This window comes from Streptomyces sp. NPDC020192 (assembly GCF_044388685.1).
Classification (GTDB): domain Bacteria; phylum Actinomycetota; class Actinomycetes; order Streptomycetales; family Streptomycetaceae; genus Streptomyces.
On sequence record NZ_JBIRXG010000003.1, the window covers coordinates 440505 to 456420 of the forward strand.

14 protein-coding genes are annotated in these 15916 nt (G+C 72.1%); 10 read left to right on the forward strand and 4 right to left on the reverse strand.

Translation table 11 applies throughout. From position 1 onward, the window contains the following. The first annotated feature begins 186 nt into the window (after positions 1-186). Positions 187-795 carry a hypothetical protein gene (locus ACH47Z_RS09145; protein ID WP_399072159.1) on the forward strand — a complete coding sequence of 203 codons (609 nt, stop codon included), beginning with the start codon at positions 187-189 and terminating at the stop codon, positions 793-795. Further along, positions 785-2557: a SpoIIE family protein phosphatase gene (locus ACH47Z_RS09150; RefSeq protein ID WP_399072161.1), complete on the forward strand. Its 1773-nt coding sequence runs from the start codon at positions 785-787 to the stop codon at positions 2555-2557. The genes ACH47Z_RS09145 and ACH47Z_RS09150 overlap by 11 nt, the downstream gene beginning before the upstream one ends. 4 nt (positions 2558-2561) lie before the next feature. Here the strand turns inward: ACH47Z_RS09150 and ACH47Z_RS09155 are convergent, their stop codons facing one another. Both ACH47Z_RS09155 and ACH47Z_RS09160 read right to left on the reverse strand, forming a co-directional pair. Then, positions 2562-3185 carry a Uma2 family endonuclease gene (locus ACH47Z_RS09155; protein ID WP_399072163.1) on the reverse strand — a complete coding sequence of 208 codons (624 nt, stop codon included), beginning with the start codon at positions 3183-3185 and terminating at the stop codon, positions 2562-2564. A 95-nt stretch (positions 3186-3280) separates the two neighbouring features. Next, positions 3281-4393 (reverse strand): mechanosensitive ion channel family protein, encoded by a 1113-nt coding sequence (locus ACH47Z_RS09160; RefSeq protein ID WP_399072165.1) that lies wholly within the window; start codon positions 4391-4393, stop codon positions 3281-3283. Between the two features lie 307 nt (positions 4394-4700). Between ACH47Z_RS09160 and ACH47Z_RS09165 the strand changes: the two genes are divergently transcribed. From ACH47Z_RS09165 to ACH47Z_RS09180, 4 genes are all read left to right on the forward strand, one after another. Further along, complete coding sequence (locus tag ACH47Z_RS09165) at positions 4701-5237, forward strand: HNH endonuclease (protein ID WP_071377809.1); 537 nt, start codon at positions 4701-4703, stop codon at positions 5235-5237. Positions 5238-5660: 423 nt separating this feature from the next. Next, entirely contained in the window at positions 5661-5879 is a 219-nt protein-coding gene (locus tag ACH47Z_RS09170; protein WP_399072353.1) for a hypothetical protein, read from the forward strand. Continuing rightward, the gene (gene malQ / locus ACH47Z_RS09175) at positions 5880-7946 is read left to right on the forward strand and encodes a 4-alpha-glucanotransferase (RefSeq protein WP_399072168.1); all 2067 of its coding nucleotides are present in this window, start codon (positions 5880-5882) and stop codon (positions 7944-7946) included. It begins immediately after the preceding gene. Positions 7947-8004: 58 nt separating this feature from the next. Then, on the forward strand, positions 8005-8277 hold the full coding sequence (locus ACH47Z_RS09180) for a hypothetical protein (protein ID WP_399072170.1): 273 nt from the start codon (positions 8005-8007) through the stop codon (positions 8275-8277). Positions 8278-8419: 142 nt separating this feature from the next. Here the strand turns inward: ACH47Z_RS09180 and ACH47Z_RS09185 are convergent, their stop codons facing one another. Continuing rightward, positions 8420-8938 carry a MarR family winged helix-turn-helix transcriptional regulator gene (locus ACH47Z_RS09185; RefSeq protein ID WP_399072172.1) on the reverse strand — a complete coding sequence of 173 codons (519 nt, stop codon included), beginning with the start codon at positions 8936-8938 and terminating at the stop codon, positions 8420-8422. Between the two features lie 146 nt (positions 8939-9084). On the opposite strand from ACH47Z_RS09185, the gene ACH47Z_RS09190 reads away from it, so the two are divergent. Genes ACH47Z_RS09190 through ACH47Z_RS09205 form a run of 4 tightly spaced genes read left to right on the forward strand, consistent with a single transcriptional unit; the run spans position 9085 to position 13267 of the window. Continuing rightward, positions 9085-10422, forward strand: coding sequence for an MFS transporter (locus ACH47Z_RS09190; RefSeq protein ID WP_399072174.1), 1338 nt, complete (start codon positions 9085-9087; stop codon positions 10420-10422). After that, positions 10419-11351, forward strand: coding sequence for an EamA family transporter (locus tag ACH47Z_RS09195; protein WP_399072176.1), 933 nt, complete (start codon positions 10419-10421; stop codon positions 11349-11351). The genes ACH47Z_RS09190 and ACH47Z_RS09195 overlap by 4 nt, the downstream gene beginning before the upstream one ends. 36 nt (positions 11352-11387) lie before the next feature. After that, on the forward strand, positions 11388-12284 hold the full coding sequence (locus ACH47Z_RS09200) for a DMT family transporter (protein ID WP_399072178.1): 897 nt from the start codon (positions 11388-11390) through the stop codon (positions 12282-12284). 38 nt (positions 12285-12322) lie between these two features. After that, positions 12323-13267: a LysR family transcriptional regulator gene (locus ACH47Z_RS09205; protein ID WP_399072180.1), complete on the forward strand. Its 945-nt coding sequence runs from the start codon at positions 12323-12325 to the stop codon at positions 13265-13267. Positions 13268-13339: 72 nt separating this feature from the next. Here ACH47Z_RS09205 and pepN read toward each other — a convergent pair whose 3' ends face one another. Further along, positions 13340-15916 (reverse strand): aminopeptidase N, encoded by a 2577-nt coding sequence (pepN, locus tag ACH47Z_RS09210; protein ID WP_399072183.1) that lies wholly within the window; start codon positions 15914-15916, stop codon positions 13340-13342.

A 15916-nucleotide genomic window follows, 5' to 3' on the forward strand; every position in this document is an offset into this window, starting at 1 on the left:
ACCTGGCCGGACGTCCAGCCTTGATCGCTGGGCGGCCGGGAGACCACTGTTAGGAAACTTTCCTATTGGGGTGGGAGGAACGTAAGCCCAGGACGAAGGGGGCGTCAATAGACAACGCACCCGAGGAGACGGAGTCGTTACCTGGGCGCGTGCCGGTACGGGGCGCCGGGGCCGTAGATTCACACCGTGTTCGACCGAAGACTGCTGGGGAAGCTGTGGCTGGCGACGATGGCCGGCTTCCTGCCGCTGATGGTGCTGATGCCCCTGAAGATCGTGGTGAACGACGGACTGTCCTGGGCGACGGCCGGCGAGGTCGCCCTGCAGCCCTTCGTCACGGCCTTCGTCAGCCTCCTCCTCGCCCTCTATGTCCATGGCACCCTGCTCCGCCGGGCGCGCGGCACCGGCATCCCGGTCACGGCACAGGCCCTCGCGCCCACCCAGGAACACACCGTCCCGTCCGACCGGGCCGTGCGCCTGAGGTCCGGCCTGTCCACGTCCGACCGGGCGTGGGACGTGGTGAGCGGCGACCAACTCCACTTCCGCTGGCGCCCGTTCCGGGGGCGGCGGTCCGTCATGGGCTCCGTGACCTTCGACGAGACCTCGGGAGAGGGCTGCCTCCGCCTGGAGGCCGACAAGGCTCTGATGGGCCGCCCGGGCCTGCGCGGGGCGAGCGCGTTCGTCGCGCTGTGCCAGATCGTGCGGCTGGTCGGCCAAGATGCGTCGAATCTGCCGCCCCGCCACGATGGGAAGGAGGCCGACCTCGCCGCTACAGCAGGAGAAGCCGGTGAACGCTGAACAACTCCCGCCGTCGTGGCTCTTTCCCCAGGCCCGGGCCCAGGCGCCGCACAGCGGGGAGGCCGCCACGCTGGCACTGGCGGCCGACGGCGGTCCGGCGCCCTGTGAGTGCGGGTTTCTGCGGGGGATCATCGAAGGCACCTCCGCACCCGTGGTCATCCTGGACCGTCGCCTGCGCTACCTCTACGTCAACCCGGCCTGGGCCCAGGTCACCGGGGTCCCCGCCGACATGTTCCTCGGCAGGACAATCGGAGAGGTGCTGCCGGACGTACAGGCGCCCGACGACGTGCTGATCGAGGTGCTCGCCGACGGGCAGCCCAGGGAAGTGACCCTGAACGGCACCACACGCGTCCCCTCGCCCGTAGGCAGCAGACTCTGGCGCGCGGTCTTCCACCGGCTCGAGGCGCAGGGCCGCGTCGTCGGGGTGTGCGGGATATCCGTCGAGGTCAGCAATCTGCGCCAGTACCTGGACGACCTGGAGAACGCCCACCAGCGGCTCGCCCTGCTGGATGCCGCCGCCACCCGGGTCGGCACCACCCTCGACGTGCAGGCCACCTGCACCGAGCTGGGCGACTTCCTCGCGCCCGCCCTGGCGGACGTGGCCGGGGTGGCGATCGTGGAGGAGGAGTTCTTCGGCGTGCCCCCGCCGCCTCCCGGCATCCTTCGGCTGCGCAAGATGAAGCTCTCGGGACCGCCCGAGACCCTCCGGCCCCTGCGCGAACTCGGCGGCGCGGAGTCGTACGCGGACTTCCCGCGCGACTCGGTGCCCCGGCGCTGCATCGACAGCGGCCGGCCGTGGCTGGGCAACCTGGCCTCCGACGAGACCCTCCAGAAGATCATCGTCCATCCCGAGCGGGTACGGCTCTTCCACACGGCCGGCGTCCATTCGGTGCTGCTCGTTCCCCTGCCCACGGCGGGACGCTGCGTCGGCATCGTCTGGCTGATGCGCGTCGGGGCGTCACCGCCCTTCAGCGAGGACGACGTCCTGACCGCCCAGGGAGTGGCCGCACGGGCCGCCGTCTCCATCGACAGCGCCCACCGGTACAGCCAGGAGCACGCGATGACGCTGGAACTCCAGCGGGCCCTGCTGTCCGAACCCGACCGTCCGCACCCCACCGTCGAGGTGGCCACCCGCTATCTGCCGTCCGGCCGCAGCGTCCTCGTCGGCGGCGACTGGTACGACTCCATCGCGCTCCCGGACTGCCGCACCCTGCTGGTCATGGGCGACGTGATGGGGCACGGCTTCCAGGCCGCGGTGGCCATGAGCCACTACCGCTCCGTCCTGCGCACCGTCGCCGCCGCCGGACTGCCCGTGGACGCCATGCTCGCCGAGGCGGACCGCACGGCGGCACGCATCGGCCTCGACCGTGTCGCCACCTGCCTGCTCGTCCTCCTGGACACCGGGGCCGGTACCTGCACCGCGGCCACGGCCGGACATCTGCCGCCCCTCGTCATCCGCCCGAACGGCAGCACCGGCCTGATGCACCTCCCGGCCGGGCCTCCCATCGGCACGGAACTCGGCGACTACGAGATGACAACGTTCGCATTCGAGCCCGGCTCCGTGCTGCTGCTCTACACCGACGGTCTGGTGGAACAACGCGGCGTGGACATCGACGACTCCGTGCGCGCCCTCACCGAGCTGGGCCTGTCGGCGGACGACTCGCTGGAGAACCTGCTCGACACCGTCCTGGCCCAGCTGACCAGCGGCATCTGCGACGACGACATCGCCCTCCTCGCGGCGCGGCGGCAGAGGGTGGCGTGAGCGGTCAGCCGGTGACGAAGGGGGCGGTGTCGAGGGTGGGGTAGGGGGACGGGAGCAGGAGGGGGTCGCCGAGGGTGACTTTGGTGTCGGTGGCGTAGTAGGCCTCGGTGGGGTCGTCGCCGGGGAGGACGGGGTCGGTGTAGCAGTGGGCCGTTTTGGAGTGGCGGTCGATGAGGACGTAGAGGGGGATGCCGGCGGCGTAGGTGCGGAACTTGGGGCCGGTGTCGGTCTCGTGGTTGGTGGAGGTGACTTCGCCGACGAGGGCGAGCATGGCGATGGGGTACCAGCCCGGATGCGCGGTGTAGTGCGCCTCATCCGCACGGGTCGGCTTGCGGCGCTTTACGTACAGGTCGGGGATGAGCAGCGCTGTGGTGGCTCCGGTCCTGTCGGTGCACCGGTAGCCGTTGCCCGTGCCGACGTGCGGGACCGCTGCAGAGCGGAACTGGAGGAACAGGCTCATGACCGCCTCGCTGTGCCCGTGATCGGGCGGTGACTGCGGAATGCAGGCCTGACCCTCGAGGAACTCGGGCCACACGGGCATGGGCGAGACCTCCTCGTACGCTGCCAGGAGCCGGACGGGTTCCATGCGTGCCATGAGGTCCAGTTCGACAGGACGGTCGATGCTCACGCGCAGAACGATGGGGCACCCCACGCGCCCTCGCGCCGGAATGCCCCATCTGTTCACTCGAACGAGCGTGCTGAACCGTTCCGCTCGCTGCTCGGCTACTTGCCCGTATCCGTGGGCGACTGCGGCGGAATCGGCGTCGTGGCCTTCGCCTGCGCGGAGTCCGCGTTGGAGAAGGCCGACGGGGCCGCCACCGCGGAGGTCGGGTCCGGGGTGTCCGGGTCCTCCGTGGCCGTCGGGTCGCCGCCCACGATGCGGATGTGCGCCGCGTCGAAGGCCCGCTTGATCCGCCAGCGCAGCTCCCGCTCGACCGACACCGACTTGCCCGGCATCGTCTTCGCCGAGACCCGCACCACCATGGAGTCGATCAGCATCGAGTCCAGGCCGAGGACCTCGATCGGGCCCCACAGCAGCTCGTTCCAGGGCTCTTGCTTGCTCATGTGCTCGGCGACCACGTCCAGGGTCTCCTTGACCTTGTCCAGGTCCTCACCGGAGCGCACGGTCACATCGACCCCGGCCGTCGCCCAGCCCTGCGAGAGGTTGCCGATCCGCTTGACCTCGCCGTTGCGGACGTACCAGATCTCACCGTCCGCACCGCGCAGCTTGGTCACGCGCAGCCCGACCTCGATGACCTCGCCGGTCGCCACACCCGCGTCGATCACGTCACCGACGCCGTACTGGTCCTCCAGGATCATGAACACGCCGGACAGGAAGTCCGTGACCAGGTTCCGCGCGCCGAAACCGATCGCCACACCGGCCACCCCGGCCGACGCCAGCAGCGGCGCCAGGTTGATCTTGAAGGTGGACAGCACCATCAGCGCCGCCGTACCCATGATCAGGAAGCTCGCCACCGAGCGCAGTACGGAACCTATCGCCGCCGACCGCTGCCGCCGCCGCTCGGCGTTGACCAGCAGCCCGCCCAGCGCGGTGCCGTCCACGGCCTCCGCGGTGCGGCCCATCCGCTCGATCAGCTTGGTGATCGCCCGCCGCACCATCGCTCTGAGGGCGACCGCGATCACGATGATCAGCAGGATCTGCAGACCCATCGCGAGCCAGGTCGACCAGTTCTGCTCGACCCAGCTCGCCGCGTTCGTCGCGCTCTGCTGGGCGTCCTGGAGCGACGGCACGGCCGGCTCCGTGGAGCCCGAGGGCGACGGATTCGGGGTCGGCGACGCACCGGCGGCCAGCAGGACGACGGGCAAGGACGACACGGCAGGTACCTCCTGTGCTGCGGGTCCCGTACCGGCGGGGGTCACGAAAAGATCACCGGACGGACATGACCACCACACTAACGGGGCATCGCGTGTGCCCCGGGCGGATCCGCCGAGGAGCGGCGAAGGAGAGACGGGACTCACCCTGGCTTGAACAGGCCGTGTTCCGGGGGATGTATGGGATGTGGTCGAAAACACTCCCAGCCCGTTACCGGGACATGGTGGCGCGTTCACCAGGCATGAGGGGAGACTGACTGCAGATCGTCCCGGCGCGAGCCACGCGCCGCCGACGCCCAAGGAGGCACCCGTGCCGCATGTCCTGGTCCTCAACGCGTCGTACGAGCCGCTCGGCGTCGTACCGCTCCGCCGCGCGCTCATCCTCGTCCTGGAGAACAAGGCAGTCTCCCTCGAGGAATCCGGCGCCTATATGCACAGCGCGACCGTCACAGTCCCCGCACCCAGCGTGGTCCGGCTCAAGCGATTCGTACGGGTTCCCTACCGGGGGCCCGTTCCTCTCACCCGCCGTGCGCTCTTCGCCCGCGACGGGGGCCGGTGCATGTACTGCGGTGGCGTCGCAACCAGCGTCGACCACGTCATCCCGCGCAGCCGCGGGGGCAAGCACGTCTGGGACAACGTGGTGGCGTCCTGCCGTCGCTGCAACCACGTCAAGGCCGACCGCCACCTCGTGGAGCTGGGCTGGCGCCTGCGCCACAAACCGGCTCCGCCGACCGGCCTGGCCTGGCGCATCATCGGCACCGGCCATAGGGACCCGCGCTGGCTGCCCTACTTGCAGCCGTACGGCGCGGACGATGCTCTGGCCCGGATCGACGGCATCTCTGCCTAGATCCGGGCCTCTGCGTATGCCCGCGCCTCGCCGGGCCGCATGTCGTGGACATGCGGCCCGGACGGCATGACGTGCTCAGCCGAACGGTCCGGGCCCCGTGTGGGCGGCCCCTTCCAGAAAGACCTTCGTCGAGCGCCATTCCGGCACGGGCCCACGACGGCGCCATTCCCGTCACTCCTCTGTCCGCGCGAGCGGATCCGTACCGCAGCGGGTGAGGGCAAGGCTCCACTGCGCCCAGACCCGGAACAGTCTCACGCCGTCTCTGTCGAGCACCGGTCCCGCGCCGGATCACGGGCCGCCCCTTCACGTGCTCCGGCGTTCGAGCGGCTGTCGAGAGTGCGGGCGCCGTCGCGGGGTAGGCCTGCCGTAACCCGTTCAAAGCCGCACCATGCGACCGGCCTGCAGAACACGAAGGAGACCCCCGTGACCGCACCGGCCCGACTCCCGATCCCGGCTCAGTGGAAACCCGAGGCGCCGGTGTGCGCCTTCAGTGCGGAGAGCGCCTGCACCCAGGCACCGCTCACCAGCGAACCGCCGCTGCCCGACGCCGAGCCCCTGACCAGCGAGCCCCCGCTCGCCGAGGCCGCCCCGCTGACCAGCGAGTCCGACCCGGTCCCGGACTCCTTCGGCGCGGGGGTGTAGATGGCCGCGCTGGCCCGGCTCGCCGAGCTGTACGGGGTCGCGACCTCCTACAGCCCCGCCCCCGGCCGTACCGTCCCGGTCCCCGCCTCCGCCGTGGCCGCCGCGCTGGCCGCCCTCGGTGTCGACATCGGCGCGGGCGCACCGGACGCGGTACGGGCCGCGCTCGCCGCCCGGGAACGCGAGCTGCGCGAGCGCCTGCTGCCGCCGACCCTGGTCCACTGGACCGGCGCCCCGCCCCCGGCCGCCCTCGCCGCACTGCCCGCCGGCACCCGGCTGACCGTCGAGACCGAGCAGGGGGAGGAGCAGTACGGCATCGGTGAACTCCCGCTCGGCATGCATCGGTTGACCGCCGTCGCCCCCGACGGACGTACCGGCCGCGCCCACCTCGTCGTCGCCCCCGACCGGCTGCCCACCCCGGCCGGCCGCGCCCACGGCCTCCTCGTCCAGCTGTACTCCCTGCTCTCGCACCGCTCCTGGGGCATGGGCGACCTCGGTGACCTCGCCGAGCTGGCCGGCTGGGCCGGGCGTACGGCGGGTGCCGGATTCGTACAGGTCAACCCGTTGCACGCGGCCGTACCGGGCGCCCCCACCGACCCCTCCCCGTACCGCCCGTCCTCCCGCCGCTTCCCGGACCCGGTGCATCTGCGGATCGAGGACATTCCCGAGTACGCGTACGTCGAGGACCGTGAGCGGCTCGGCGGGGTGCTGGAGCGGGCCGGGCGGCTGCGTGCCGCCGTCCTCGACAAGGGCGCCCTCATCGACCGGGACGCCGTCTGGGAGCTGAAGCGCGAGGCCCTGGAACTCGTGGCGGCCGTCCCGCTCGGGCCCGGCCGCCGGGCCGCCTACGACGCCTTCCGCGCCGCCCACGGCCAGGCACTCGCCGACCACGCCACCTGGTACGCCCTCGCCGAGATCCACGGCTCCGACTGGCACACCTGGCCGGACGGGTTGCGCGACCCCCGCTCGCCCGCCACCGCCGGGGCGCGGGCGGACCTCGCCGACCGCGTCGAGTTCCACACCCGCCTCGCCTGGCTCACCGACGGCCAGCTGCGCACCGCCCAGCGGGTCGCGGCGGAGGCCGGGATGGCGGTCGGGATCGTGCACGACCTCGCCGTCGGCGTGCATCCGCAGGGCGCCGACGCCTGGGCGCAGCAGGACGTGTTCGCCGCCGGCATGTCCGTCGGCGCCCCGCCCGACGCCTTCAACGCCCGCGGCCAGGACTGGGGCCTGCCGCCCTGGCGCCCCGACCGGCTCGCCGCCTGCGGCTTCGCCCCCTACCGCGACCTGCTGCGCGCCCTCTTCCGCTACGCCGGCGCCCTGCGCATCGACCACGTCATGGGCCTGTTCCGGCTGTGGTGGGTGCCACGGGGCAGCGCGCCCACGGAGGGCACGTACGTCCGTTACGACGCCGACGCCATGCTCGCGATCCTCGCCCTGGAGGCCGCTCGCGCCGGGGCCGTCGTCATCGGCGAGGACCTGGGCACCGTCGAGCCGGGCGTGCGCGAGACCCTGCAGCGGCGCGGGGTGCTCGGCACCTCGGTGCTGTGGTTCGAACGGGACTGGGAGGGCGACGGCCGCCCGCTGCCGCCCGAGCGCTGGCGCGCCGACTGCCTGGCCACCGCCACCACCCACGACCTCCCGCCCACCGCCGCCCGTCTCACCGGCGACCACGTCGGCCTGCGCGACCGTCTGGGCCTCCTCGCCCGCCCGGCCGCCGAGGAGCGGGCGGAGGCCGACGCCGACACCGCCGAGTGGCTCGCCCTGCTCGGCAGCCTGGGCCTGCTGGACCGGCCGGCGGCCGGACCGCCCGGCTCCGACGAGGAGGAGGAGATCCGTGCCGTGCACCGCTTCCTGCTGCGCACCCCGGCCCGGCTGATCGGCGTCTGGCTCCCGGACGGCGTGGGCGACCGGCGCCCGCAGAACCTGCCGGGCACCTGGGACCAGTACCCCAACTGGCGGCTGCCGATCGCCGACCGCGAGGGCCGCCCGGTGCCGCTGGAGGAACTGACGGCGTCACCCCGGCTGTGGGCATTGCTCTCCGTGTTCGCGCAGGTCAGGGACGGGTGAGTCGCGGGTACGGGACCCCGGCCGCGCGGCCTTCCGGGCGATTCGCTAACTTGAGAACGTGGACAAGAAGAACGCCCTGCGCGCCGGCGCCCTGGCCGCCGGTACGACGCTGATGATGCTGCTCATGTCGTCTCCCGCGCTCGCGCTGACCCGCGACGACGGTGACGACCCCGGCAAGCCCCTGAGCGTCGCCCAGACGCTGGGCCTCTACGTGCTGATCCCGCTCGCCCTGTTCGCCGTCATCGCCGGCCTGGTCATGGCGCTGGACAAGTCCAAGATCAGGACCGTCAAGCCCGCCGCCGCCAAGGCGAAGTCCGGCGCCAAGGCCTGACCGCACCCCGGTTCTCCCACCGGGGGCGCCCGCCCTCCCGTCGGTACGCGCATCCGCCGTACCGGGGTGAGGCGCGCGCCCCCGGTGTTTTTTCTGTACGTGTCCGTACGCAGGGCACCAGGGATCTGCCGCTCCCCTGGGCCTAGTGCTCCGCCTCCCGCGTCCCCGCCAGCAACTCCCGTAGCAGGTCGGCCAGTTGGTCGGCCTGCTGGTCGTCGAGGGAGGTCAGGGCCTCCGTCTGGACCGCGAGGCCGGCGCCGACCGCCTGGTCGATGATGTCCATGCCCTTGTCGGTGAGGGTCACCTGGAGGCCGCGGCGGTCGTGGGGGTCGGGGGAGCGGCGGAGCAGGCCGGCCTTCTCCAGTTTGTCGAGGCGCCCGGTCATGCCGCCGGTGGTGAGCATCAGGGTGGCCGCGAGCCGGCGCGGCGCGAGGGTGTACGGCTCGCCGGAGCGGCGCAGGGTCGCCAGCACGTCGAACTCGCCGCGCGAGATGCCGTACGGCTGGTACGCCTTCTCCATGCGGTCGCCCATGGCGCGGGAGAGGCGGTAGATCCGCCCGAAGACCTCCATCGCCCTGGTGTCGAGGTCGGGCCGGACGGCCGCCCACTGGTCGATGATCGCGTCGACGGGATCCCGGTGCTGCGGGCGGTCTTCGGTCATGGGCCGAGTATCGCGTGCCCGCTGATCACCCGCAAGAAAGTAGCTCGCCAGAAAGTAGCTGAGCCAAAAGTATCTTGCGGAAAAGTAGCTTAGTGCTAAGCTACTTTCCATCAAGCTACATGAGCTACTCACGGGGGGTCGGCACGATGAGACGAAGGCTTCCGGCGGACTGGGTGCTGCCCGTCACCGCCGCCGTCAACGGCGTCGGCACCGGCATGTACGTGCCGTTCACGCTGGTCTTCTTCCACACCGTGACCGGGCTGTCCTTCCCGGTCGTGGGCGCCGTCCTCACCGCCACCGGCCTCGCGGGCATCGGCGTACTGCCGCTCGCCGGGACGGCGGTCGACCGGTACGGCGCGAAGCGCGTGCTCCACGTCATCTACGGCGTCCGGGTCGCCGGCTTCGCCCTGTACCCCTTCGCCCAGTCCCTCCCCGCCTTCGCCGCCGTGGCCCTGGTCACCGCGGCCGCCGACCGGGCCTTCCCCGCCGCCCAGCAGTCCCTGATCGGCGAGGTGGCGCGCGGGTCCGACCGGGACCGGCTCCAGGCGGCGACACGCGCGCTGCAGAACGCCGGCAACGGCGCCGGCGCGCTGCTGGCCACGCTAGTCATCTCCCTTGTGGGCAGCGCCGGTTACGCCTACGCGGCCTGGGGCAACGCCCTCACCTTCGCCCTCGCGGCACTGCTGCTGCGCCCGCTGAAGCCGGTGCGCACGGCGGACCGGGCGGGTGCTGTGCGCCGGTCGGGCGCGGGCTACCGGCTCGTCCTCGCCGACCGGCCCTTCCTGGTCGTCACCGGCGCCAACTTCCTGAACGCGCTGAACTATTCGGCCCTCTCGGTGCTCTTCCCGCTGTTCATGGTGGAGTGGCTGCGCGGGCCCACGGTGCTCACCGGCGCCGCGTTCACCCTCAACACCGTGCTGTGCGCGGTGGCCGGTGTCGCCGTCGGCGCGCGGGTCCGGCGTACGGGTGCCCGGCGCACCCGGGCGGCGGCGCTGGGCGGCTCCCTGTTCGCGGCCGCGTTCGCCGCGCAGATCGTGCTCGGCACGCTGCGGCCGGGCTCGGTCACGGTCCTCGGCACCGCCATGGCCGCCGTGGTCGTCGTCTACACCCTCGGCGAGCTGATCCACAGCCCCGCCGCCGAGGTGCTGGCCGTCTCGGCGGCGCCCGAGGCGGTGCGCGGCCGGTATCTGGCGGCGTACCAGATGTCCTGGTCGCTGGCGAAGGCGGTGGCGCCGTCCCTGTTCACGACCCTGCTCGCGCTGGACGGCCGGGCACCGTGGGCGGTCCTCGTCGTGACGTCGGCGCTCGCCGCCATGCTCCTGGTCCGGGTGGAGCGCCGGCTCCCGGCGGAGGCGGTACGGCCACTGCCGGTGACGGTGACCGGCGGCAGCGCTCCTCTCACCCCCGCGACAACCCCCGACGTCACCCCCGTCGAACTCACCCCCGTCGAACTCACCCCCGTCCCCGAAGGATCCCGGCCGTGAAACGCTCCGCAGCCACCATCGCGCTCACCGCCCTCGCCCCCGTCTCCTGGGGCACCACCTACGCGGTGACCACCGAGTTCCTGCCGCCGGACCGCCCGCTGTTCACGGCCCTGACCCGCGCCCTGCCCGCCGGCCTGCTGCTGCTCGCCCTGACCCGGGTGCTGCCGAAGGGCGCCTGGTGGTGGAAGGCGCTGGTGCTCGGCGCACTGAACATCGGCGCCTTCTTCCCGCTGCTGTTCGTCTCGGCGTACCGGCTGCCCGGCGGGATGGCCGCGGTCGTCGGCTCGGTCCAGCCGCTGTTCGTCGTAGGCCTCTCGGCTCTGCTGCTGAGCCGGCGCCCGGCCGCGCGCACGCTGGTCACCGGTGCCGTGGCCGCACTCGGTGTCAGCCTGGTCGTCCTCCAGGGAACCGGCGCCCTCGACGCGACGGGTGTGCTCGCGGCCGTGGCCTCCACCGCCTCGATGGCCGCCGGGACGGTGCTGACCAAGCGGTGGGGCCGCCCGGACGGCGTCGGCCCGCTGGCCCTCACCGGCTGGCAGCTCACCGCGGGCGGCCTGCTCATCGCGCCGGTCGCCCTCCTGGCGGAGGGCGCCCCGCCGGCCCTGGACGCCCGAGCCGTGGGCGGCTACCTCTACCTGGCGCTGGCCAACACGGCGGTGGCCTACTGGCTCTGGTTCCGCGGCATCGGCCGGCTCCAGGCCACCCAGGTCGCCTTCCTCGGCCCGCTGTCCCCGCTGACCGCGGCCGTCGTCGGCTGGGCGGCGCTCGGGCAGTCCCTGACTCCGGTCCAGGTGGCGGGCATGGCGCTGGCGTTCGGGGCGACGCTGGCGGGACAGCTCGGTGGCCGCGGCGGCCAATCATTCAGTTCTCCTGAAAAGAACGGTCGTCAAGTTTCGATAGACCTGACAGGTCGGCCGCTGCGACGGTAGGGCACACCACCCCGACCGCACCGTGAAAGGACCCCTTTGTCAGCCGTCCTGCCCCGGACCGCCACCACCACCCCTACGCCTCTCCTCGGACTGGCCTGCGCCGCGCTCGCGACGGTCGTCTGGTCCGGCAGCTTCGTCACCTCCCGCGGCCTGCACGACAGCGTCCCGCCCGTCCAGCACGCCTTCTGGCGCTGGGTGATCGCGTTGATCGCCGTGGCCCCCTTCGGCGCCCGGCAGGCCTGGCGCCGGCGCGCGCTGATCCGCCACCACGCCCGCTACGTCCTCCTCGCTTCGTTCCTCGGCGTCGCCGTCTACAACACCCTCGTCAACCAGGCCGGACTGACCACCCCGGCCGCCACCATGGGCATGATCATGGCCGCCTCGCCGGTCCTCATGGCGGTCTTCGAACGGCTGGGCGGCGTACGGCTCGGCGCGCGGCGCACCACCGGACTGCTGACCGCCTGCGCGGGCGTGGCACTGCTGGTCGGCGGAACCGCCCGCTTCTCGGCCGGCGACCTGTGGATGATCGCCGCCGCCTGCTGCTTCGCGGGCTACAGCGCGCTGCTGCGCCGCAAGCCGGCCGAACTGACGGGCGCTCCCTTCCTGTTCACCACGTTCCTGATCGGCACGGTCCTCCTCCTGCCCGTCCAGGCCGCGAGCGTCGCCGTCCAGGGCGGCTTCACCCCGACCCCCGGCACGGTCCTCCCGCTCCTCTACGTGGGCGTGGCCTCCTCCGCGGTCGCCTTCTTCGCCTGGAACAAGGCCATATCCCTGATCGGCGCCACCCGCGCGGGCATCGTCTACTACCTCCAGCCGGTCTGCGTGGCCGTACTGTCCTGGCTCGTCCTGAACGAGCGGACGACCTTGCCCCAGTTCCTGTCCATGGCGCTGATCCTGGGCGGGGTGGTGCTGGGAGCAGGTGCCCGGCGTTGACGTGTGGCCTCCTTCGGGCTGCCGTGTAGCTTTCCGGCATGGCCGACTGGGACATCCGCAAGCTGCAGATCCTGCGCACCCTGCGCGAGCGGGAGACGGTCACCGCGACGGCCGAGGCCCTGCACATGACCCCGTCCGCGGTCTCCCAGCAGCTCACCAACCTCTCCCGGCAGCTCGGCGTGCCCCTGCTGGAGGCGCGGGGGCGCCGGGTGCGGCTCACCGACGCGGCCCGGCTGGTGCTGGCGCAGACGGAGCCGGTCTTCGAGCAACTGGAGCGTGCGGAGGCGGCGTTGGCGGCGTACACCGAGGGGGAGGCAGGGGAGGTCCGGATAGGCGCCTTCGCCACATCGATCCCCGCCCTGGTCGTACCGGCCGTACGCACCCTGCGCGCGATGCACCCCGGGGTGACCGTCCACGTACGGGAGGCGGAGGCGGCCGAGGCCTACGACCTCCTGGCCACCGGCGACGTCGACGTGGCCCTGTCCCTGGCGGCATCGGCCCCCAGCGCGACCGACCCCCGCTTCACCCAAGTCCCGCTGCTGGCCGACCCCTTGGCCCTGGCTCTGCCCCCCGACCACCCCCTCGCCCGCGCGGAGAGCCTGACCCTGACCGACCTGGCCGCCGAACCCTGGATCTTCGGCGGCAGCGGCCCCTGGTCGGACATCACCCGCCGCGCCTGCGAGTCCGCCGGCTTCACTCCCCACCAGGGCCACTCGGCCTCCGGCTGGACCGCCATCCTCGCCATGGTGGAGGCGGGCATGGGCGTGGCCCTGGTACCAGGGATGGCGGCGGCCCGCCGGGCCGGGGTGGTGATGCGCGACCTGGGAGCGGACGGCCCGGTACGGCATGTGACGGCGGCGGTCCGCAGGGGCGGGGAGGCGGGGCGGGCGGTGAGCCGGGTGCTGGAGGCGCTCAGGGGTGCGGCGGGCACCGGTGGCCACTCGGGGGGTCAAGCCGCGGCACGCATACGAGGTCACCGGTAGCCGAGCACAGCGAAAGGGCGCCCGGCACAAAGTCCGGGCGCCCTCACCGCCGTACTGCTCGGCCAAGCCGTACTACTTGGCAGCCTCCGCGTCCGCGGCCTGCGCCCGCAGTGCTCGTTCCACGCCCGCGCGGGACTCGGAGACGAGGCGGCGCAGGGCCGCGTTCGGGTCGGCTGCGGAGAGCCAGGTGTCGGTCTTGGCGAGGGTCGCCTCGGAGATCTGGACCGTCGGGTAGAGGCCGATGGCGATCTGCTGGGCGATCTCGTGCGAACGGGAGTCCCAGACGCCCTTGAGGACGTCGAAGTACCGGTCCGCGTACGGCGCCAGCAGCTCGCGCTGGTCGGTCTGGACGAAGCCGCCGATCACGGCCTCCTGCACGGCGTTCGGCAGCTTGTCGGAGTCGATCACCGAGGACCAGGCCTCCGCCTTGGCCTCCTCCGTCGGGCGGGCCGCGCGAGCCGTCGCCGCGTGGCGCTCACCGGCAGCCGTCTTGTCCCGCTCGTACTCGGCCGCGATCTCCGCCTCGTCGAAGCGGCCGACCGCCGCCAGCCGCTCCACGAACGCCCAGCGCAGCTCGGTGTCCACGGCCAGGCCCTCGACGGTCTGCGTGCCCTCCAGCAGCGCCTCCAGCAGGTCCAGCTGCTCCGGGGTACGGGCCGTCGCCGCGAAGGCACGGGCCCAGGCCAGCTGGTGGTCGCTCGCCGGCTCGGCGGCGCGCAGGTGGGCCAGCGTGGCGTCGGTCCAGCGGGTCAGCAGGGACTCGCGGGCGGTGGGGTCGGCGTACAGGTCGATCGCCAACTTCACCTGGCGGTGCAGCGACTGCACGACACCGATGTCCGACTCCTTGCCGATGCCCGACAGGACCAGAGAGAGGTAGTCACGGGTGGCCAGCTCGGCGTCCCGTGTCATGTCCCAGGCCGACGCCCAGCACAGGGCGCGCGGGAGGGAAGCGTCGAAGTCACCGAGGTGCTCGGTGACGAACGCCAGCGACTCCTCGTCCAGGCGGACCTTGGCGTACGACAGGTCGTCGTCGTTGAGCAGGATCACCGCCGGGCGGCGCTTGCCGCTCAGCTGCGGTACGGCCGTCAGTTCGCCGTCGACGTCCAGCTCGACCCGCTCGGTGCGCACCAGCTTGCCCGAGTCGGCGTCGAGGTCGTACAGGCCGATCGCGACGCGGTGCGGGCGCAGGACCGGCTCGCCCTTGGCGCCGGCGGGCAGCGCCGGGGCCTCCTGGCGGACGGCGAAGGAGGTGATGACCCCGTCGGCGTCGGTGGCGATCTCCGGGCGGAGAATGTTGATGCCCGCCGTCTCCAGCCATTTCTTCGACCAGGTCTTCAGGTCACGCCCGGAGGTCTCCTCCAGCGCGCCGAGCAGGTCGGACAGGCGCGTGTTGCCGTACGCGTGCGCCTTGAAGTACGCCTGCACGCCCTTGAAGAACTCATCCTCGCCGACGTACGCGACGAGCTGCTTGAGGACGGAGGCCCCCTTGGCGTACGTGATGCCGTCGAAGTTGACGAGGACGTCGTCCAGGTCGCGGATGTCGGCCATGATCGGGTGCGTGGACGGCAGCTGGTCCTGCCGGTACGCCCAGGTCTTCATCGAGTTGGCGAACGTGGTCCACGAGTGCGGCCAGCGCGAGCCCGGGGCGACTGCCTGGCAGGCGATGGAGGTGTAGGTGGCGAACGACTCGTTCAGCCACAGGTCGTTCCACCACTCCATGGTGACGAGGTCGCCGAACCACATGTGGGCCAGCTCGTGCAGGATCGTCTCCGCCCGCACCTCGTACGCCGCGTCGGTCACCTTGGACCGGAAGACGTACTGGTCGCGGATGGTCACGGCACCCGCGTTCTCCATCGCGCCCGCGTTGAACTCCGGCACGAAGAGCTGGTCGTACTTCGCGAAGGGGTACGCGTAGTCGAACTTCTCCTGGAACCAGTCGAAGCCCTGCCGGGTCACCTCGAAGATCGCGTCCGAGTCGAGGAACTCGGCGAGCGAGGGGCGGCAGTAGATGCCCAGCGGCACGCTCTGCCCGTCCTTCTCGTACACGCTGTGCACGGAGTGGTACGGGCCGGCGATCAGCGCGGTGATGTACGTCGAGATGCGCGGGGTCGGCTCGAAGGACCAGATGTTGTCCTTCGGCTCGGGCGTCGGCGAGTTCGAGATCACCGTCCAGCCCTCGGGCGCCTTCACGGTGAACCGGAAGGTCGCCTTCAGGTCGGGCTGCTCGAACGAGGCGAAGACCCGGCGGGCGTCCGGCACCTCGAACTGGGTGTAGAGGTACGCCTGCTCGTCCACGGGGTCGACGAAGCGGTGCAGGCCCTCGCCGGTGTTGGTGTACGCGCAGTCCGCGACCACGCGCAGCTCGTTCCGGCCCTCCAGCAGGCCCGGCAGCGCGATCCGCGAGTCCGCGACGACCTCGGCCGGGTCGAGCGCGTCACCGTTCAGGGTGACCTCGTGGACGGTGGGCGCCACCAGGTCGATGAAGGACTCGGCGCCGCCGCGGGCGGCGTCGAAGCGCACCGTGGTCACGGACCGGTAGGTACCGCCCTCCTGCGCGCCGGAGAGGTCGAGATCGATCTCGTACGAGTCAACGGTGAGCAGGTCGGCCCGCTGCTGCGCCTCATCGCGAGTCAGGTTTGTGCCAGGCAC

Bases quoted from the DNA above. Each gene is read 5' to 3' on its own strand.
- malQ (WP_399072168.1), top strand. From the start codon at position 5,880: ATGGCCGCGCTGGCCCGGCTCGCCGAGCTGTACGGGGTCGCGACCTCC.
- ACH47Z_RS09205 (WP_399072180.1), top strand. From the start codon at position 12,323: ATGGCCGACTGGGACATCCGCAAGCTGCAGATCCTGCGCACCCTGCGC.
- ACH47Z_RS09190 (WP_399072174.1), top strand. From the start codon at position 9,085: ATGAGACGAAGGCTTCCGGCGGACTGGGTGCTGCCCGTCACCGCCGCC.
- ACH47Z_RS09185 (WP_399072172.1), bottom strand. From the start codon at position 8,938: ATGACCGAAGACCGCCCGCAGCACCGGGATCCCGTCGACGCGATCATC.